Annotated in this window: 17 protein-coding genes; 1 reads left to right on the top strand and 16 read right to left on the bottom strand. The window is 63.8% G+C overall.

Going from position 1 to position 19,402, the window contains the following annotated elements; all coding sequences use genetic code 11:
* The 11 genes from def to BMZ79_RS00960 form a co-directional block, all read right to left on the bottom strand.
* Entirely contained in the window at positions 1-486 is a 486-nt protein-coding gene (gene def / locus BMZ79_RS01010) for a peptide deformylase (protein WP_090635804.1), read from the bottom strand.
* A 42-nt stretch (positions 487-528) separates the two neighbouring features.
* Entirely contained in the window at positions 529-3,057 is a 2,529-nt protein-coding gene (priA, locus tag BMZ79_RS01005; RefSeq protein ID WP_090635802.1) for a primosomal protein N', read from the bottom strand.
* Positions 3,054-4,274: a bifunctional phosphopantothenoylcysteine decarboxylase/phosphopantothenate--cysteine ligase CoaBC gene (coaBC, locus tag BMZ79_RS01000; protein WP_090635800.1), complete on the bottom strand. Its 1,221-nt coding sequence runs from the start codon at positions 4,272-4,274 to the stop codon at positions 3,054-3,056. The genes priA and coaBC overlap by 4 nt, the downstream gene beginning before the upstream one ends.
* 105 nt (positions 4,275-4,379) lie before the next feature.
* A complete protein-coding gene (rpoZ, locus tag BMZ79_RS00995) occupies positions 4,380-4,598 on the bottom strand; it encodes a DNA-directed RNA polymerase subunit omega (RefSeq protein ID WP_090635799.1) in 219 nt (72 codons plus the stop codon).
* Between the two features lie 16 nt (positions 4,599-4,614).
* Positions 4,615-5,232, bottom strand: coding sequence for a guanylate kinase (gmk, locus tag BMZ79_RS00990; RefSeq protein WP_090635797.1), 618 nt, complete (start codon positions 5,230-5,232; stop codon positions 4,615-4,617).
* A gap of 15 nt (positions 5,233-5,247) precedes the next feature.
* On the bottom strand, positions 5,248-5,508 hold the full coding sequence (gene remA / locus BMZ79_RS00985) for an extracellular matrix/biofilm regulator RemA (protein WP_020615370.1): 261 nt from the start codon (positions 5,506-5,508) through the stop codon (positions 5,248-5,250).
* A 289-nt stretch (positions 5,509-5,797) separates the two neighbouring features.
* Positions 5,798-7,666 (bottom strand): bifunctional homocysteine S-methyltransferase/methylenetetrahydrofolate reductase, encoded by a 1,869-nt coding sequence (locus BMZ79_RS00980; protein WP_090635795.1) that lies wholly within the window; start codon positions 7,664-7,666, stop codon positions 5,798-5,800.
* Positions 7,667-7,691: 25 nt separating this feature from the next.
* The gene (gene dapF, locus BMZ79_RS00975) at positions 7,692-8,522 is read right to left on the bottom strand and encodes a diaminopimelate epimerase (protein ID WP_090635794.1); all 831 of its coding nucleotides are present in this window, start codon (positions 8,520-8,522) and stop codon (positions 7,692-7,694) included.
* A gap of 465 nt (positions 8,523-8,987) precedes the next feature.
* A complete protein-coding gene (locus BMZ79_RS00970; RefSeq protein WP_090635792.1) occupies positions 8,988-9,686 on the bottom strand; it encodes a class I SAM-dependent methyltransferase in 699 nt (232 codons plus the stop codon).
* 63 nt (positions 9,687-9,749) lie between these two features.
* Positions 9,750-10,763 carry a MerR family transcriptional regulator gene (locus BMZ79_RS00965; protein ID WP_177221941.1) on the bottom strand — a complete coding sequence of 338 codons (1,014 nt, stop codon included), beginning with the start codon at positions 10,761-10,763 and terminating at the stop codon, positions 9,750-9,752.
* Between the two features lie 175 nt (positions 10,764-10,938).
* Positions 10,939-13,743: a calcium-translocating P-type ATPase, SERCA-type gene (locus BMZ79_RS00960; protein WP_090635789.1), complete on the bottom strand. Its 2,805-nt coding sequence runs from the start codon at positions 13,741-13,743 to the stop codon at positions 10,939-10,941.
* A 159-nt stretch (positions 13,744-13,902) separates the two neighbouring features.
* On the opposite strand from BMZ79_RS00960, the gene BMZ79_RS00955 reads away from it, so the two are divergent.
* Positions 13,903-15,753: an Rqc2 family fibronectin-binding protein gene (locus BMZ79_RS00955; protein WP_090635788.1), complete on the top strand. Its 1,851-nt coding sequence runs from the start codon at positions 13,903-13,905 to the stop codon at positions 15,751-15,753.
* Positions 15,754-15,968: 215 nt separating this feature from the next.
* On the opposite strand, the gene BMZ79_RS00950 is transcribed toward BMZ79_RS00955, so the two are convergent.
* From BMZ79_RS00950 to BMZ79_RS00930, 5 genes are all read right to left on the bottom strand, one after another.
* The gene (locus tag BMZ79_RS00950; RefSeq protein WP_090635786.1) at positions 15,969-16,826 is read right to left on the bottom strand and encodes a PHP domain-containing protein; all 858 of its coding nucleotides are present in this window, start codon (positions 16,824-16,826) and stop codon (positions 15,969-15,971) included.
* The gene (locus BMZ79_RS00945) at positions 16,817-17,728 is read right to left on the bottom strand and encodes a selenium metabolism-associated LysR family transcriptional regulator (RefSeq protein ID WP_090635784.1); all 912 of its coding nucleotides are present in this window, start codon (positions 17,726-17,728) and stop codon (positions 16,817-16,819) included. The genes BMZ79_RS00950 and BMZ79_RS00945 overlap by 10 nt, the downstream gene beginning before the upstream one ends.
* 155 nt (positions 17,729-17,883) lie before the next feature.
* Complete coding sequence (locus BMZ79_RS00940; RefSeq protein ID WP_090635783.1) at positions 17,884-18,321, bottom strand: hypothetical protein; 438 nt, start codon at positions 18,319-18,321, stop codon at positions 17,884-17,886.
* 182 nt (positions 18,322-18,503) lie between these two features.
* Positions 18,504-18,767, bottom strand: a complete 264-nt coding sequence (locus tag BMZ79_RS00935) for a YlbG family protein (protein ID WP_090635781.1) — start codon at positions 18,765-18,767, stop codon at positions 18,504-18,506.
* A gap of 40 nt (positions 18,768-18,807) precedes the next feature.
* A complete protein-coding gene (locus BMZ79_RS00930; protein WP_240546132.1) occupies positions 18,808-19,233 on the bottom strand; it encodes a YlbF/YmcA family competence regulator in 426 nt (141 codons plus the stop codon).
* Positions 19,234-19,402: the final 169 nt, after the last annotated feature.

The following is a 19,402-nucleotide window of genomic DNA, read 5'->3' as shown; positions in this document are numbered from 1 at the left end:
TCACTCTCCGTCCGGGCGGGGACGCTTGCTGACGTCGTACACCGTTTCCGCGATGTCGGTAAACAGCACCCCGTTCAAATGATCCACTTCATGCTGGAACGCCCGCGCCAAAAAGTCGCTCGCTTCGAGCTCGATCGGCGCGCCGTTGCGGTCGAAGCCCTTCAGCTTGACGTGCTGGGCGCGGCGAACCTCGCCGTTCAGGTTGGCGATGCTGAGGCAGCCTTCCGGTCCGAGCTGCTCGCCCGAGCGCTCCACGATTTCGGGATTGACCATCTCGATCAGCCCATGGTCGTCCCCGACGTCCACGACGATGACGCGCTTGGAGATGCCCACCTGCGGCGCGGCCAAGCCGACGCCTTCCGCGTCGTACATCGTTTCCGCCATATCGTTCAACAGCTTATGCAAATTGGAATTGAACTTCGTCACCGCGGCCGCGCGTTCGCGGAGCACCGGGTCCGGATCCTGCACGATTAATCGAATTGCCATACCAAACGACCTCCCAATCTTAGCTGCTCTCTATAACGTACGTTATAAAATCATTTGCGGATCCACGTCCACGCTCATGGTGACCGGCGGCTGCCCGTTCGTGCCGGCGAGCTGCGCGATCGCCTGCTGCAGCAGGTCCGCGGCCCCCACGTTTCCCCGATATTTTAGCATACATTGAAAACGATAGCGATCTTTCATGCGGGGAATCGGCGAGGCGACTGGCCCGAGCACGTCCATGAACCGGCTGCCGTCTCCTTCGTCCGAGCCCCGGATGCCGGCGGCCCGGGCCAAGTCGCGCAGCGCCCCCGCGAGCTTCTCGCCTTCGCCGATGACGAGCGCGAGCTGCTCGTGGGACAGCGTCACGAGAATGAGCCGGCAAAACGGCGGATACGCCATGAACCGGCGGTGCTTCAGCTCCTCCCGGACGAACGACGCGTAGTCGTGATGCCGCGCGCTGACGATGGCGTAGTGCTCGGGGTTATACGTCTGCACGATGACTTCGCCCGGCAGTTCGTGGCGCCCGGCCCGGCCCGCGACCTGGGTCAGCAGCTGGAACGTCTTCTCCGCCGCCCGGAAATCGGGCAGATGCAGGGACGTATCCGCGGCGATGACGCCTACCAGGGTCACATAGGGAAAATCGAGCCCTTTCGCGACCATCTGCGTCCCGAGCAGCACGTCCGCTTCCCGGTTGCCGAACTGCGTCAGCCATTTCTCGTGCGAGCCTTTCTCCGTCGTCGTGTCGACGTCCATCCGGATGACGCGGATGCCCGGAAACAGCTTCGCCAGCTCTTCCTCCACGCGCTGCGTGCCGGTGCCGAAGAACCGGATATGCTCGCTCTCGCAGGACGGGCACGCCTTCGGCTCCTGCTCGGCGTGGCCGCAGTAATGGCAGCGGAGCGCCCGCGATTTCTGATGGTACGTGAGCGAGATATCGCAATGCGGACACTGCGCCGTATACCCGCAGGACCGGCACATCACGAACGTCGAATAGCCTCTGCGGTTCAGCAGCAGCACGGATTGCTCGCCGCGCTCGAGCCGCTGCAGCAGTCCCTCGTGCAGCTGGCGGCTGAACATCGAGCGGTTGCCGTCCTTCAGCTCGTCCCGCATGTCGACGACGTGCACTTTGGGCAGCGGCCGGCCGGCCACCCGGTCCGGCATCGGCAGCAGCGACGCGCCGCGTTTGGCGGCCGCGCCCTCGCCGGGCGCCTCCTGGCCGCCGCGGGAAGCGGAAGCGGCGACGAACGACTCCAGCGACGGCGTCGCCGAGCCGAGCACGACGACGGCGCCATGCTGGTTTGCCCGTCGGACCGCGACGTCCCGGGCGTGGTACTTCGGGCTTTCTTCTTGTTTATAAGACGATTCGTGTTCCTCGTCGATAATGATGAGTCCGATGCGCTTGAACGGCGCGAACACGGCCGAGCGCGCGCCGACCGCCACTTCCGCGCGTCCTTCGCGGATTTTGCGCCACTCGTCGTAGCGTTCGCCGCTCGAGAGACGGCTGTGCAGCACGGCGACGGCGTCGCCGAAGCGGCCTTTGAAGCGTTCCACCATTTGCGGCGTCAACGCGATCTCCGGTACGAGCACGATCGCCTGCCGGTCGTCCTTCAGACAGCGTTCGATCGCCTGCAGGTACACTTCCGTCTTGCCGCTGCCCGTCACGCCGTGCAGCAGAAACACGCGGGGCGACGCGTCGTCCACCGCTTGCGCGAGCTCGTCGTAGACCGCCTGCTGCCCTTCCGTCAGGCGCAGCGGCGCCGTCTTGCCGAAGCCGCGGCCGGCGTACGGGTCGCGGCGCTGCTCCGTTTCGCGGATCGCGAGCCAGCCCTTCGCCTCCGCGCCGCGGATCGTGCCTGTCGTCGTCGCGAGCGCCTGCGCCAGCGCGGCGAGCGGGATCGGCTCGGCATGCTCGAGCATGTACTGCGCCGCCTCCCGCTGCTTCGCCGCGCGGGCCGACGCGTTCGCGAGCTCGGCGCGGACGGCGTCCGCATCCTCCGGCGGATACACCGTAAGTACCTTGCGCACCGCGAGCCGGTCGCGGATCGACACCCGCTCCTCGAGCATGCCCCGGCCGATCGCCGCCTTGACGGACGCCGCCGCTTCGGGAAACCGCTCCTGCAGCAGCGCGAGCCGCGCTTCGCCGCCTTGCTGCCGCAAATACCGCAGCCACGGCTCTTCCTCCGGTCCGAATAAGCCGTTCGGCTCCGCCGCCGCCTCCTCGGACAGCCGCACGACGGAGTCCGCCTTGCCTTTCAGCGCCGACGGGATCATCGCCTGCAGCGCCGTCGTGAGCGGGCAGCAGTATTTCTCGGCGATCCACTGCGCGAGCTCGACGAGATCCGGCGACAGCGGCGGCAGATGGTCGAGCAGCTCCGCGATCGGCTTCAGCTTCCGCGCGTCCACTTCCGCGAACGGCGCGATGCCGACGACGAAGCCCTGCAGCACGCGGCCGCCGAACGGCACGCCGACCCGGCTGCCGACCTCCACCCAGCCGGCCATCGCGTCCGGAATCGCGTAATCGAACGGCCGGTCCGTCGCGCGGCTCGGCACGTCCACGATGACTCTCGCGATCATTCCGCGTCTCCCGGCGCCGTCTTGGCGTTCATCCGCTCCGCGATCCGCGCGAGCAGCCGCTCCGCCACTTCGCGCTTGGGCAGCCGCGGCAGCGCTTCGACCAGCCCTTCCGGCCCGAAGACCTGCACGACGTTCGTATCCGCGTTAAAGCCCGCGCCTTCCTGCGAGACGTCGTTCGCGACGACGAGGTCGCAATGTTTGCGGGCCAGCTTATCCATGGCGTAGGACGCCACATGCTCCGTCTCGGCCGCGAAGCCGACGAGAAATTGATGCGTCTTCCGTTCGCCGAGCGTCTTCAAAATATCGGTCGTCCGTTCCAGCTCGACGACGAGCCGTTCGTCGCTCTTCTTGATCTTGGACGGCGCCTGCGCGGCCGGCCGGTAATCGGCGACGGCCGCCGCCTTGATGACGAGGTCCGCGGAATCGTAGCGCGCCAGCACCGCCTGCAGCATCTCTTCAGCCGACTCCGCGCGGACGAGCTCGACGCCGCCGATCGGCGCCGCCGTCGTCCGCGCGGCGATGACGGTGACGTCCGCGCCGCGGTTCGCCGCCGCTTCCGCCAAGGCAAAGCCCATTTTGCCGGACGAATCGTTCGTCAGGTAACGCACGGGGTCAAGCCGTTCCACCGTGCCGCCGGCGGTTATCAGCACTTTCTTGCCCGCCAGCTCCGTGCGCGAGGCGAACCACTGCTTCACGGCGAAGACGATCTCCTCCGGCTCCGCGAGCCGCCCTTTGCCGACGTAACCGCACGCCAGGTTGCCCGTGCCCGGCTCCACGAACCGGACGCCGCGCTCCGCGAGCAGCGCCATGTTCCGCTCCACCGCCGGATGCGCGTACATATGCACGTTCATCGCCGGGGCCACGATGACCTGGGCCGTCGCCGCCAGGAGCGTCGTGCTGAGGAAATCGTCCGCGAGCCCGTTGGCCATTTTGCCGAGCACGTTCGCCGTCGCCGGCGCGACCAGCACCAGATCCGCGCTGTCAGCCGCGTCGATATGCGCGACCACGGCCGGATCGAATTCGTCGAACGTGTCGAGATAGACGGGATGCCGCGACAACGTCTGCAATGTCAGCGGCGAGATGAATTTGGTCGCCGACTCGGTCATGATGACGCGCACGTTCGCGCCCGCCTGCGTCAGCCGGCTGCAGATCGTCGCCGCCTTGTAAGCCGCGATGCCCCCCGTAATGCCGAGCAAAATCGTTTTTCCCTGTAGCATGGCTGCTCTCCTCTCTTGATCCATGGCCGCGCCGCCGTTCGCCCGGTCCAGCGGAATGCGCCGCTTCCTTTTCCGGGATGAAAAAAATAACAACCGCGAGGGTTGTTATTCCTGTTCGTCCTTCTTGTTCAGCGTGCTTTCGACCACGAGAATGTCATGGTAGATTTCTTCGAGCGCGACGCCCACGTATTTGTGCGACTTCGGCGTGCGGATTTCGCTCTTGCTGCCGTCCCGCAGCTTGCGCGCCCGGCGAGATGCCGCCACGACCAGCGAGTACTTGCTGTCGACTTTCTTCATCATTTCATCGATGGATGGATATAACAATCTGCTTTCACCTCGCTCATGCTTTCTCGGAAGCTGCTTTCATTTCTTCGAGTTCTTCGACGAACCGTTCCCTGCGGCAGTGCTCCGCGACGATGATGCTCTGAATCCGGTGGCACGCGGCGTCGATCTGGTCGTTGACGACGGCATAATCGTAATAATGAATCAAATTCATCTCTTCCACCGCGACGTTCATGCGATGGTCGATTATATCGGCATTCTCCGTGCCGCGTCCCGTAATGCGCTGTTTGAGCACGTCAAGAGACGGCGGCACCAAGAAGATGAACACGCCTTGCGGGAATTTCTCTTTCACTTTCAGCGCGCCCTGCACTTCGATTTCAAGGATGATGTCCTTGCCCGAAGCCAGCGTCCGCTCCACGAAATCGCGCGGGGTGCCGTAGTAATTGCCGACGTACTCCGCGTATTCCAGCAGCGCGTCGCGCGCGATCATGTCCTGGAATTGCTCCTTGCTCTTAAAAAAATAATTGATGCCGTCGATTTCTCCCTGGCGGGGCTTGCGCGTCGTCGCCGAAACGGAATACACCAGATCGTTCTGCTTATGCCGAAGCTGCGCGCACACGGTGCCCTTGCCCACGCCCGAAGGACCGGACAATACGATTAACAATCCTCTTTTCATAAGACTCCCCGTTACTTATTCGTCGTGATCGTCATCCTTGGTCGAGAGACGATGCGCAACCGTTTCCGGCTGCACTGCGGACAAAATGACATGGTCGCTGTCCGTGATGATGACGGCGCGCGTGCGGCGTCCGTACGTCGCGTCGATCAGCATGTGCCGGTCGCGCGCCTCCTGAATGATCCGCTTGATCGGCGCCGATTCCGGGCTGACGATCGAAATGATCCGATTCGCGGACACGATGTTGCCGAAGCCGATATTGATGAGTTTGATGGCCATGTTAAGGTTCCCCTCCGGTATCTCTCGTGCTTGGTTAGGAATAGTACACGATCTATCGATAAGCGCAAGAATGAAGGCGTCTGCCGATGGCAGAATATTGCACTATTCTTGACGAAAAAAGTCCGGAGCATACGTTGCGCTTAGCCGAAAGCCCAAGCGGAGGCGCGGGGTTTCGGGCCCCTAATTGTAACGCATGGGGGCGCGGCATGGCAAGTGCATCCAACGTCTATATTAATCCATTTTTATCGGACGAACAAGTGTTAAAGCGCAAACGCGAGAAATAACGAGGTTACCTCGCCAAACTGCCTGTTTTTCGCCATACGTAATCGGTCAGCTTCACGGTCATCTCGTAGAACATGAACGGCGTGATCAGGTAGATGCCCTTGAAATGGTCCGTCGCCGCGTCCAGCAGTTCCTCCGCGATGCGTACGCCCTCGGCGCGGCCCGCCTCGCCCTCCAGGCCGGCCATCCGGCCGCGAACGTCGTCCGACAGCTGAATGCCGGGCACCTCGTTGTGAAGGTACTCCGCATTGCGCCCGCTCGCGAGCGGCATGACGCCGATGAAGATCGGCACGTTCAGATGCCGCGTCGCCTCCGCGATCCGCGCGATGAGCGCCTTGTCGTAGACGGGCTGCGTCATGATGTAGTCGGCGCCCGTTTCGATTTTGCGCTCCAGCCGGGCGACCGCCTTGTCCAAGTACTTCACGTTCGGGTTGAACGCCGCGCCGGTGACGAAGCTCGCCTTCTGCTTCAGCGTCTTGCCGGAAAAAGCGACGCCTTCGTTCAGCTGCTTGATCATGCGGATCATTTCGAACGAGGTCAGGTCGTACACCGAGCTGGAATCCGGCAGGTCGCCGAACCGCGCCGGGTCGCCGGTCACCGCGAGCACGTGGTCGATCCCGAGCGCGTCGAGGCCCATCATGTGCGATTGCGTCCCGATCAGGTTGCGGTCGCGGCAGGCGATGTGCACGAGCGGCTTGATGCCGATCTGGTGCTGCACGAGGGAAGCCAGCGCGATGTTGCTCATCCGCGTGACGGCCAGCGAGTTGTCGGCCATCGTCACGGCGTCGGCTCCGGCCGCTTTCAGCGCCTTGGCGCCGTCCATGAATTTGCGGATGTCCAGGTCGCGCGGCGGGTCGAGCTCGACGATGACGGTGTGGCGCCGGTTGACCAGGTCTACGATGGTCGGCTCCGTCTTCGCCGCGCGTTCCTCCGGCTGCTTCGGCTCGCGGACGGTCAGGCGCTCCGCCGGCGCGGCCGCCAGCCGGTCCGCCGGGTCGACCGGCCGCGGCGCGTAGCCGTCCAGCGCCGCGGCGATCGCCGCGATATGCTCCGGCGTCGTCCCGCAGCAGCCGCCGATGATGCGCGCGCCGCGGTCGGCGAATTTGCGCGCCGATTCCGCGAAATAATCCGGCGTCGACGTGTATTGGTACTTGCCGTCGACGTAGTCCGGGATGCCCGCGTTCGGGAAGACCGATAGCGGCAGCCCCGGCTCCCCGCCGATGGAATCGATGGCGCGGAGAATGCCGTTCGGGCCGCTGCGGCAGTTAAAGCCGACGACGTCGGCCCCTTCGAGGCGCAAGCTTTCGAACGCCGCCGCGATCGGTTTGCCGTCCAGCGTCACCGCTTCCTTCTCCACGGCGAACTGGCAGATGACCGGCAGGTCGGACCGCTCGCGCACGATCCGAAGCGCTAGCAGCGCTTCTTCGAGGTCGTAGAACGTCTCCAGCAGGATGCCGTCGACCCCTTCGGCGAGCTGCGCCCCGATTTGCTGGCGGAACAGCCCTTCCAGGTCGAGCGTCGAAATGTTTTTGCGCTTCCCGGCCCGGATGGAGCCGACCGCTCCGACGACGTATGCGTCGCCGCCGACGGCTTCGCGGGCAATGCGCACGCCCGCTCTGTTGATCGCTTCCACCTCGGCGTCCAGCCCGTAATTGGTCAAGCTCATCAGGTTGGCGGAAAACGTGTTGGTCTCGATGATTCGCGCCCCGGCGCCGTAGTAGCGGCGATGCACGTCCGCGATGACCTCCGGCCGGAGCAGGTTGAATTCTTCGTAGGAAACGCCGACAGGGAACCCCATTCCGTACAGGTAGGTTCCCATCGCGCCGTCGCCGGTCAAGATACGCGCCTTCAGCGCTTCCCTCAAATCCGGTTTCATATGTCAAAACTCCTTCGTCCGCTGCTTAGACCGTTCCGCGGTAGACTTCTTCCGCCGGGCCCGTCATGAACACGTAGTTGGTCGCTTCGTCCCACTCGATGAGCAGATCGCCGCCCTTGAGCGACACCGTCGCCGTCCGGTCGGTCAAGCCGTTCAGCACCGACGCCACGACGGTCGCGCACGCGCCCGTGCCGCATGCCAGCGTCGGGCCGGCGCCGCGCTCCCATACGCGCATGTCCGTGCGGTCCTTGGCGCGCACCGTCACGAATTCGACGTTGATTTTGCGCGGGAACATCGGGTGCACTTCCAGCTTCGGCCCCCAGGTCGCGAGGTCGAAATTGACCGCGTCGTCGACGTAGATGACGCAGTGCGGGTTGCCCATGGACACAGCCGTGAACTTGAACTCGCGGCCGTCCACTTCGATCGCTTGGCCGATGACCGGGTTGGCGTCGATCGTCGTCGGCACTTTGAGGCCTTCGAGAATCGGCTGGCCCATATTGACCCGCACGCGGCTTGCTTTGCCGTTGTCGACGGTCAGCTGCACTTCCTGCACGCCCGCGCCGAGCGTCTCGATCGTCAGCGTTTCTTTGTCCGTGAGGCCGTTATCGAACACGTACTTCGCCACGCAGCGGATCGCGTTGCCGCACTGCTCCGCCTCGGAGCCGTCCGAGTTGATGATCCGCATGCGGAAGTCCGCTTGCTCCGAAGGCAAAATATAAACGAGGCCGTCCGCGCCGATGCCGAAGAAGCGGTTGCACAGCCGTTCCGCCAGCTGCGCCGCGTCGTCCGGCAGTTTCGATTCGCCCGCGACCACGATGAAATCGTTGCCGAGTCCGTGCATTTTCGTAAAGTTCATGATCCCTGGTCTCCCCGTTCGGAAAAATTTGTCGAAAAGCGTCATAAGTGCCGATTGGCCAACTTGCTTATTAAGAGATAGTTTACCTTACACCGGGGGGAATTGTCGACAGTTTTCCACCCCGGGGACCTTCCCCCTAAATCCCCCTTATGCCAAGGGAGCCCAAGGGCTCCGTCCTCTGGACACCCCGATGGTCTAACGTCGGCGGAACCGAGAAGCGCGCCCGGGGGACCGGCCGCAGGGCTCGCTTTCGTCCCCCGCGGGCGCGCTTAACGTCTGGCGCTCGCGAGTTGCCTGATGTCCCTGACGGGACCATGGGAACGTGACGCGCCGCAGAGACGGTTTTGCCGGATATGCGTGCTTGGCTCGCTTTCGTCCCTGGCGGGACACGCTTCACGCTAGCCGCACGGGATTGCCAAGGCTCGCGATTCGCTCGCCGGCAATTGGGGGCCGCCGGCATGTCGCTTATACGTGCTTCCACCAGACGCCCGTGCATTCGGGAAGTTCGGTCGCGCCGGTCTCGGCCAGCGCTTGGCTTAATTCGCCGCCGAAGAAGAAATCGGTCAGCGCCACGGCTTCCTCGTTCGTTTCGAACCGGTAATCCGTGCGGATCCAGACGTGCTTGTAGCCGTAGCGGTTTTGGAGCTCGGCGTAATACGCGGTCAGGAATTCCGGCGGATTCGGCTCCGCCGAGCCCGTGCCGAAATTTTCGAACACGATCGCCGCGCCGCCCGGGCGCAGCACGCGGTCGATTTCGGCCATAATCGCCCGCAGGTTGTCCCGCCACCCGCTTGCCGAAGAGCTGGCCGAGTAACAGATCGTCCAGCCCGCGGTCAGCAGGTCGGCGGAGCGGTCCGCCAAAGGCAGACGGTCGTTGGCTCCCGGCGCGACGGTCCAGTTGGCCGCGCCCGATGCGCGGAGCCGCTCCGCGGCGAGCCGGAGCATCGCCTCCGAGGCGTCCGTCGCCCGGATGGACCGCACGTGCGGCGCGAGCAGCGAAGTCAGCCGCCCCGTGCCCGCGCCGATGTCCGCCGCGTCCTTCGCCTCCAAATCCGGCATGACCGCGCGAACGGCTTTCAACAGATTGCCCGCTTGGTCCTCCCGGGCGACGAGCCGGTCGTAGCGCGCCGCTTCTTCCCGATAAATCACGTCGTGATCGATCATCTTGTTCCCTCCCGTGTGTTGGTGCATCCCCAGCATGAGCCCTGACGCCGGGCGAAGGTCAAGTCACGACGCGCGGGCGGCGTGCAGGACGCCGATTTGCGGATTAATGGCATAATGAACGGTCACGTACCCCCGCTCGCGGAACCATGCCGCCGTCCTCTCGCGCCCGATGCTGTGCTTGGCCGGCTCCGTCCCGGCCGCTTCCCCGCCTTCCTCCGTCATGAGTCCGGCCAGGCACGCGCGCCCGCCGGGCTTTAGGACGCGGTCCATCTCCGCCAGCGCGAGCAGCTGCTGCTCCGCGTTCAGGAAGTGATACGAGAACGCCGACGCGACGAACGCGAACCGGCCGTCCGCGAACGGCAGCGCCAGCGCGTTGCCGAGCTTGGCCGCCACATCGGGATGCTTCTCCCGGCAGATCGCCAGCATCGCCTTGGACTGGTCGACGGCCGACATCCGCGCGCCCCGCGCGGCAAGCAGGCCGGCCAGATTGCCCGTCCCCGTCCCGACGTCCAGCCCCGGCTCTCCCGGCCGCGGAGCCGTCCACTGCGCGATCATGTCCAGCGTCCGCCCGTATTCCGCCTGCGAGAGCGCGGGCCCGGTGGACAGCAGCGCCGCGGAGCCGTCGAACCGCGTTGCGAGCTCGTCGAACCGCCACGCGTCGATCCACGAGGCTTGCTGCCGCCGGATCTCGTTCAGCCGGCCCGTTAACCGGAACAGAGCGTCGGCCTCCAGCCGGCCTTTCGTTTCCAGGCGGCCGATCAGCTCGTCGAGCACGTCGAGGGCGTGCTTCCCCTCCACCCGCTTGGAAGCAAGCGCCATCCGCTGCAGCTCCAGATAATGATGCGCGCTCGCGGAGTCCCCGCGGTCGAGCTTGTCGAGCATCGCGGCGATCCGCTCCAGTCCGAGTCCGACGTCCCGCAGCGCGGCGATCGTCTGCAGCCGCCAGGCGTCGCGCTCCGAGAACGTCCGGTAGCCGTTGTCCCTTTCCCGGCCCGGCCGCAGCAGGCCCTTCGCCTCGTACAGCCGGATCGCGCGCGGCGTGATGCCGAGCTTGCCGGCGACTTCATGGATTTTCAACTTCATCCCCTCCTCCCGTCCCGTTCATCGGCTGCGTTCATTATAAACCATGACGCAGGGTGAAGGTCCAGCAGCCCGGAAACGCGGACGAGGCCGCCGGACTAACCCCGGCGGCCTCGTTACCTCTCTTATTCAAGCTTGAACGCTTCCGGGCAGAATCCGTGCCTGCGCAAACTCAGCGCATGGCCGGCTTTTGCCCGCCGAGCTGCATGCCGGATTTTTTCTTCTTTTTCTTCTTGTCCGTCGTGCCGAGCACGCTGCCGATGCCCATGAAGAACGTCGGCACGCCGGCGGCGGCGATGACGAGGCACCAGTCGCGCAGTCCGAGCGGCACGGTCTTGAAGATCGGCTGCAGCGCCGGGACGTACAGCACGGCCGCCATGAGCGCGACGGAGGACAGCACCGCGAAGAGCAAATATTTGTTCTGCAGCACGTTGCGGTGGAAGATCGAGCGCGAGCTCCGGCAGTCGAACACGTGGATCAGCTGCGCCATGACCAGCGTCGCGAACGCGACCGTCTGCGCGTGGATCAGGTTTTGCGGATCGCCCGGCTTGATGCGGAGCGTGATCCAGAACGCCAGCAGCGTGAACACGCCGATCAGGATGCCCCGGCTGATGATTTTCCAGCCCAGCCGGCGGGCGAAAATATTCTCCTTCGCGGAACGCGGCTTCTGCTGCATGAGATCCTTCTCCGCCTGGTCGACGCCGAGCGCCATGGCCGGCAGGCCGTCCGTCACGAGGTTGACCCACAGAATCTGGATCGGCACGAGCGGCAGCGGAAGGCCGGCCATCATGGCCAGGAACATCGTCAGGATTTCGCCGACGTTGGACGCGAGCAGATAACGGATGAACTTGCGGATATTCTCGTAGATGCCGCGGCCTTCCTCGATCGCGGACACGATGCTGGAGAAGTTGTCGTCGCTCAGCACGAGGGACGACGCCTCCTTGGACACGTCGGTGCCCGTGATCCCCATCGCGATGCCGATGTCGGCCGCTTTGATCGCCGGCGCGTCGTTGACGCCGTCGCCCGTCATCGCCACGACGTGGCCTTTGCGCTGCAGCGCCTTGACGATGCGCAGCTTATGCTCCGGCGAGACGCGGGCATAGACGAAAATATTGTCCGCGAGCCGGTCGAGCTGCTCCTCCGACATCTCGTTCAGCTGCTGGCCGCTGACCGCGATGCCCCCGCGCGGCATGATGCCGAGCTGTCCCGCGATCGCCTCCGCCGTCAGCTGGTGGTCGCCCGTGATCATGACCGTCTTGATGCCCGCGCGCCGGCATTGCGCGATCGCGTCCTTCACTTCGCGGCGCGGCGGGTCGATCATGCCCGAAAGCCCGACGAAGATCAGCTGGTTCTCCACGTCGGTATCCACCTCCGACGCGTCGTGCGGTCGCAGCTCGCGGTACGCGAAGCCGAGCACCCGCAAGGCGCCGGCGGCGAGGCCTTCCGCGGCTTCGCTCACCTTTTGCTTGAGCGTGGCCGTGAACGGCACGACTTTGCCGTCCCACAGGGTATACGTGCACTGGTTCATCAGCACGTCCGGCGCGCCTTTCGTGCAGATGAGGCGGCCGCCCTGATGGTGGACGAGCACGGACATCCGCTTGCGATCCGAGTCGAACGGGTACTCCTTGACGCGCTTGTACAGCCCTTCCATGGATTTGGCCGAGACGCCGAGCTTGGAGGCCAGCACCGTGAGCGCGCCTTCCGTCGGATCGCCCTTCAGCACCCATTCGTCCTGGACGACCGTCCCTTTGCCTTTCTTGCGCTTCGCCGACTCCGGCTCCTCGTCGAGCTTCGTGACCGTCGCGTTGTTGCACAGCGCCGCGATCTGGAGCAGCCGGCGGAGCGACTGGTCGTGCTTGACGTCGACCGGCTTGCCGCCCTCGAGACAGCTGCCGGCGGGCTCGTAGCCTTCGCCCGTAACGTCCATCTTCCGGCCGCCGATCCACAGCTGCGTGACCGTCATTTTGTTTTGCGTCAGCGTGCCCGTCTTATCGGAGCAGATGACGGACGCGCAGCCGAGCGTCTCGACCGACGGGAGCTTGCGTACGATCGCGCGCCGCTTGATCATGCGCTGCACGCCGAGCGCGAGCGCGATGGTGACGATGGCCGGCAGACCCTCCGGAATGGCGGCGACGGCGAGGCTCACGCCGGCCAGGAACATTTCGTAGGCGGGCTGTCCGTGCAGGATGCCCGCGGCGACGACCAGGACCGTCAAGGCGAGCGCCACGATGATCAGGATTTTGCCGAGCTGCTCGAGCCGGTGCTGCAGCGGCGTCTCCATCGATTCCGTTTGCTGGATGAGGTTCGCGATCTTGCCCATTTCCGTGTTCATGCCCGTCCGGATGACGATGCCCTTGGCCGTGCCGCGGGTGATCATCGTCCCCATGAAGCCGATGTTGCGCATATCCCCGAGCGGCAGGTCGGCCGTCTTGATCGGGTCGCAATGCTTGCCGACCGGCACGGATTCTCCGGTGAGCGCCGATTCCTCCGCGTAGCAGCTGTTCGTTTCGAGAAACCGGATATCGGCCGGAACCCGGTCGCCGCTCTCCAACTCCACGACGTCCCCCGGCACGAGCTCGCTCGCCGGCACGATGACGACTTCCCCGCCCCGCAGCGCTTTGGCCATCGGAGCGGATAGGGCTTTGAGCGCGCGCAGCGACTTCTCCGCCCGGAATTCCTGCACGAAACCGAGCACGGCGTTGATGATGATGATCGCGATGATCGTGATGGCATCCAAGTATTCGCCGAGCAGCCCCGAGATCAGCGTCGCCCCCATGAGCACCAGCACCATGAAATCTTTGAACTGGCCGAGAAACAGCATCAGCGGCGATGCTTTCTTGCCCTCCGACAGCTCGTTGCGTCCCGTGCGGGCCAGCCGTTCCGCCGCCGCTTCCGGCGTCAGCCCGGCATCCAAATTCGCGTCAAGCGCTTTGGCCAGCTCGGCCGTTTCCAGCCCATGCCACATTCCCTGTTCCATTGCTCCGACTCCCTTCCGATACTTGCCGCCTGACGGACAGCCTCTATGGCCTAAATGTATTCGGACAACCCGCAAAATATCCCAGCGGGGACTTAAGTTTTTGGTCCGGATATGGCATGATAGGGAGGATGACTCAGAAGAAAAGGGGATTTTCGCATCATGGCCTTAGACGGTATCGTGACCCGCGCCGTCGCCGACGAGCTGCAAGCTTGCGTCGGCGCGCGCATCCATAAAATACATCAGCCTTCGCCGCACGACCTCGTGCTGCAAATCCGGGGGGGCGGCGCGCAAGGCCGCCTGCTGCTCTCGGCGAACCCGACCTACCCGCGCGTTCATTGGACCGAGCAATCGTTCGTCAATCCGCTGGAAGCGCCGATGTTCTGCATGCTGATGCGCAAATATTGCGAAGGGGCCGTCATCGAGGCGGTCCGCCAGGTCGGCAGCGAACGGATCCTGCACCTGGACGTCCGCAAGCGGGACGAGCTCGGCGATACGTTCCAGAAGCGCATCGTCGTCGAGCTGATGGGCCGGCACAGCAATATTATATTGCTCGACGCCGCGACCGAGACGATCCACGACGGCATTCATCACGTCACGCCGTCCATCAGCAGCTACCGCGTCGTCATGCCCGGCACCGCGTACGTCGCCCCGCCGGAGCAAGGCAAGCGCGATCCGTTCGCGATTCGGGACGAAGCCGCCTTCGAAGGCGCGCTGCGCGCGGCCGGCGAGCTGCTGCTCCACCCGCCCGTGCCGGACGAGGACAGCATCCATTTCGGCACCGCGCCGAAGCCGGCCGCGCCCGAATCGCTCACGGCCGAGAAGCTGATCGTCGCGGCGTTCAGCGGCCTCAGCCCGCTGCTGGCCCGGGAAATCGTCTTCCGCGGCGCCGCGGGCGTCGTCCTGCCGTACGGCCTCGACCGGCTGGACGTGACGGTCAAGACGGTGTGGCCTTCGTTCCGCGACATGCTGGAGGGCTTCCGCGCGGGCAATTATGAGCCGCAGATCGTCGCGCCGGATGGCGGAAGCGGAGGCAAAGCCGCGTTTTCGGTGACGGTCCTCACGCATCTGAACGGAGCACGGACCGCATTCGCCTCGGTCAGCGCCTGCCTGGAAGCCTTCTACGGCGACAAGGCGGAGCGGGACACGGTCAAGCAGCGCGTCACGGATCTCATCCGCTTCCTGCAGAACGAACGGAGCAAGAACGAGAAGAAGCTGGAGAAGCTCGAGGATTCGCTGCGGGAAGCGCAAGAGGCCGACAAGTTCCGGATCCTGGGCGAGCTGCTCACGGCCAGCCTGCATCTGATTCAGCGCGGCGACAACGCCGTGGAGCTCGTCAACTATTTCGAGGAGGAGATGCCGACCGTCGCCGTGCCGCTCGATCGGCAGCTGACGCCGTCGCAGAACGCGCAGCGCCTCTTCAAGAAATACGCGAAATTCCGCAACAGCCAAACGTACGTGGCCGAGCAGATGGAGCGCGCCCGGGAAGAAATCGCGTATCTCGCCTCGCTGCTGCAGCAGCTGGACAGCGCGTCCCTGGCGGACATCGAAGAAATCCGCGACGAGCTCTCGGAGGAGGGCTACATGCGGCAGCGCGCGAAGCGCGGCGCGAAGCGGAAGAAGCCGAAGCAGCCCGCCCTTCTCAGCTACACGTCCTCGGAAGGCCATACGATCTACGTCGGCAAGAACAACACGCAGAACGACTTCCTGACGAACAAGCTCGCCGGTCCGAACGACACGTGGCTGCACACGAAGGATATTCCGGGCTCGCACGTCGTCATCCGCGGCAGCGGCTTCGGCAGCCGGACGCTCGAGGAAGCGGCCATGCTGGCGGCCCAGTTCAGCCAAGCCCGCTCCTCCTCCATGGTGCCGGTCGACTACACGCTCGTCCGGCACGTGAAGAAGCCGAGCGGCGCCAAGCCGGGCTTCGTCATCTACGACCATCAAAAAACGCTGTTCATCACTCCGGATGAACAGCGTCTGAAGGAACTGCCTTCGCAAATCAAAGCGTAGCGGTCGCGCCCGTTGACCGGGCGGCGCGTCGCCCGGCATAGGCCGCGAATCGCGGAGCGCGAATCGCAGGGCCGCCTGCCCGCCTTCAATAGAACGAGAGAACGAGCAATCGCGGTTGTTATACATGTTCCAGCGCGATCGCTGCCTTCACCCTTCAATCGACGACGACGTTCCCCGGACGGCACGCCGCTTTCCGACCCGGAAACGGCGTGCCGTCAACCGTTTCGCCGCCCGGCCGGGTTCAACCGTTCGAGCACCGAGACGTCGACGGTCCGGCTGCCGATCTCCCCGTGGAAGACGACGCCCTGCCGCTCGCCGTGGAAATCGGAGCCGCCGGTCGCGATCAAGCCGTGCCGCTCGGCCATGGCCAGATAGCGCGCCTCGGCTGCGGCGTCGTGATCGGGATGGAAGACTTCGATGCCTTGCGCGCCCTGCGCGATGATCGCTTCCACGAGCGCGTCGTTATGGTACAAGCCGGGATGCGCGATGACGCTCGTCCCGCCCGCTTCGCGGATCCACGCCAGCGCTTCGAACGGATGCAGCCGCGGCGGATTGGCGTAGGCCGCCCCGTCTTGGCCGAGGTAACGGTCGAACGCCTCCTGCATGGTGCCGACGTAGCCTTTCTTGACGAGCACGGCGGCGATGTGCGGGCGGCCCATGGAGCCCCCGTCCTTGCCATGCGCCTTCGCTTCCGCTTCCACTTCGTCCCAGGAGACGGGCAGGCCGAGCTCGGCCAGCTTTCCGATAATGAGCTCGTTGCGCTGTTCCCGGAGCGTCAGCAGGCGGTTCAGCTTCGTTCGCCACCCGGCGTCGTTCCAATCCATGTAATATCCCAGCACGTGCACGTCGATGCCTTCCGCGACGGTGCTGATCTCGACGCCGGGAACGACCGTCACGCCGAGGCGTTCGCCGGCTTCCAGCGCTTCGGCAATGCCGTCGATCGTGTCGTGATCGGTAATCGCGACGGCCGCGAGCCCGTTCGCTTTCGCCCGGGCCACGTTATCCGCCGGACGGTGGAGGCCGTCGGACGCCGTCGTGTGCGTGTGCAAATCCGCTCTTCCGCTCATAGCCATTGCTGCAGATCCCTCTCTCTCAAAAAAGTCAGGAACGTCACGGCCGATATCGGCAGCAGCGCCGACTTCAGAAATATCGAATAAAATTGCCGCTTGAAATGGACGTCGCGAATCGGAATCGTCTGAATGAGTCCGAGCGCCACCTCGTGCTTGACCGACGAAGCGGACACGAACGACAGGCCGAGCCCCGCCTCGACCGCCGATTTGACCGCGCCCGTGCTGCCGAGCTCCATGACGATCTTCATGTCGGCGATGCTGATCTGCTTCTTCCGCAGCTGCTCCTCCATGACGAGGCGCGTGCCGGAGCCCTGCTCCCGAAGCACGATCGGATGCTTCATCACGTCCTCGAGCTCGACTTCCCGCGAGCCGGCCAGCGGATGCGCCTTGCCGACGATCAGCTTCAGCTCGTCGCTCATGACCGCTTCCATATGCATGTCGGGATGATTGACGGGCGCCTCGATCAGGCCGAAATTCAGCTGGTGGTTGACGATCTCCTCCATGATTTGCGCCGTGTTCATCACTTTCATGCTGATCGCGATATGCGGGAACTCTTGGCCGAACGGGCCGAGCAGCCTCGGCAGGATGTATTCGCCGATCGTCAGGCTCGCGCCGAGCTGCAGCCGGCCCTTGAGCTGCTTCGTAAACTTGGACATCTGCTGGTCGGTTTCGCGGATCAAGTCGATGCTCCGCTGGGCGTACGGCATGAGCGCCCTGCCCGCTTCCGTCAGCTCGATCCGCTTGGTCGAGCGTTGAAGCAGCTTCGTGCCGAAGTAATCCTCGAGCGACTGCACCTGCATCGTCACCGCCGGCTGCGTCATGTGCAGCGCCTGCGCGGCCGCGGAGAAGCTGCCCCGGTCCGCCACGGTGTAGAAGATATGCAGCTGATGAAAATTTAGCGCCATGACGGGCACCCCTCCCTTTCTCTGTGCGCTGTCTGTCCACTATTATACATGAATCGCGCCGCAAATCCTCGCCCCGGCATAGAAAAAGCACGAGCCGCAGCAGCTCGTGCTTGTACGTCGCAGATCAATCGGGCCGCGCCGGGCGCGTCCCCGTTTTACTTGCGTTTCCGGCTATTCTTGATTAACGTCATTCGGCGGGAATGACGCAGCCAGGAATAATACGATTTCAAATCGCGTAGTTCTATAGTCTCAGACATTCTTCCGAGAAACGTGACGACGATCATCTTGTGCAGCGGATTGCCGGCGAGGTCCGTTTCCTTCTCCAGCACGGCGAATTCGGCCACGAACACCAGGTCTTCGTCGATCAGGTAGACGTCTTGTTCGTTTCGGTAATAAGGTTCGATGCGCCCCTGCTTCAAGCACTGCCACATGAAATCCGCAATGTCCTCGAAGCCGGTGCGCTCGCTTTCGACTCGGTCGGCCCAGCGGCTTTTGGCGTGGTTGGTGATGACAATGTCCGCCACCTTCTTATCGCCCAATACGACATGAAAGGACTCGTACGTGTTCCAACGCTCCGTCATCTTGTCTTTCATTTCGCGATCCACCCCTCCCCAGAAGTAGGCCTTATTATCTATATGTACTTTCCATATTATTGTAGCATGCATGTCCGATATTTCAACATAAAAATAAAGACGACCCAAATTTGGTTTTTACTGGATGTTGCAGGGATAGAAAAAGACCCCCAACTCCGAAAAAACGGCCGGGGGCCTGCGAATTACAAGCTGTAAAAACGGGTTTTGTCAGGTACGCCCTGCGTGTACTCCGTTTTGATTTCGTTGCGGTACGAGCGCTCGATGCGCTTCACGAAGGGCAGGCGCCCCATGTTGCGCACGACTTCGTCCGCCCGGTCCGCGTTCATGTACATGACGACGTAATGCATTTTACGCGACATGTAATGAACCGTTCCGTATTTCTCCAACGAACGGGCCGCTTTAAGATCGCTGACCCACACGATGTAACCCACGCGTTCCGAAAACATGACTGCCCCCCGCTTTCTCCTCTTTCTCCGCTTGCTTCTCTTACCCGCAGCCTCCGCTGCCGCAGCTGCACGAACCGCCTCCGCCGCAGCCGCCGCCCTTCGGAAACGGGTCGTTGCTCGGCACCTTGATCGCGTCCGACACGGCGCCGGCGATCTGCGCCGCGACGTCGTGCAGCAGGTCGTCCACCGCCTGCTCCGCCGCCTTGAAGCGGACGACGCAGTCGATCTCGTTCAACTCGCGCTGCACGGCCTGCACGTTGTCCTTCGCGGCGTTGTAGTCCGGATGGAAACGGCCGAACCGCTCGCACTCCGCGAACTGCTCCTTCGCTTTGGCGAACTTCTTCACCAGCCCGCGTACCTGCTCGTCGCCGTCGACGACGGATTTCCAATATGCGTATTCGGCGACTTCCGCCGATTGGTTGATCAAATCGCCTAATTCGTAGGCGCTTAACAGCAGCTGCCCCATATCGAGCGATGCCGAACCGCTGCCCTCGCTGGAATCGTAAGATTCGTAAAGCGGCAAATTCAATTCGGGCGCTCCGGGGTCCGATAACGGCAAAGTTTCCATTATTCCCGCCCCCTCTAGGATCGATAGGCGTATGCCTTACTGGTATCATACCATACCACGGCCGCAA

Source organism: Paenibacillus sp. UNC496MF, from assembly GCF_900113915.1.
Lineage (GTDB): Bacteria > Bacillota > Bacilli > Paenibacillales > Paenibacillaceae > Paenibacillus_Z > Paenibacillus_Z artemisiicola.
This window is presented reverse-complemented; position numbering and strand designations above follow the sequence as displayed.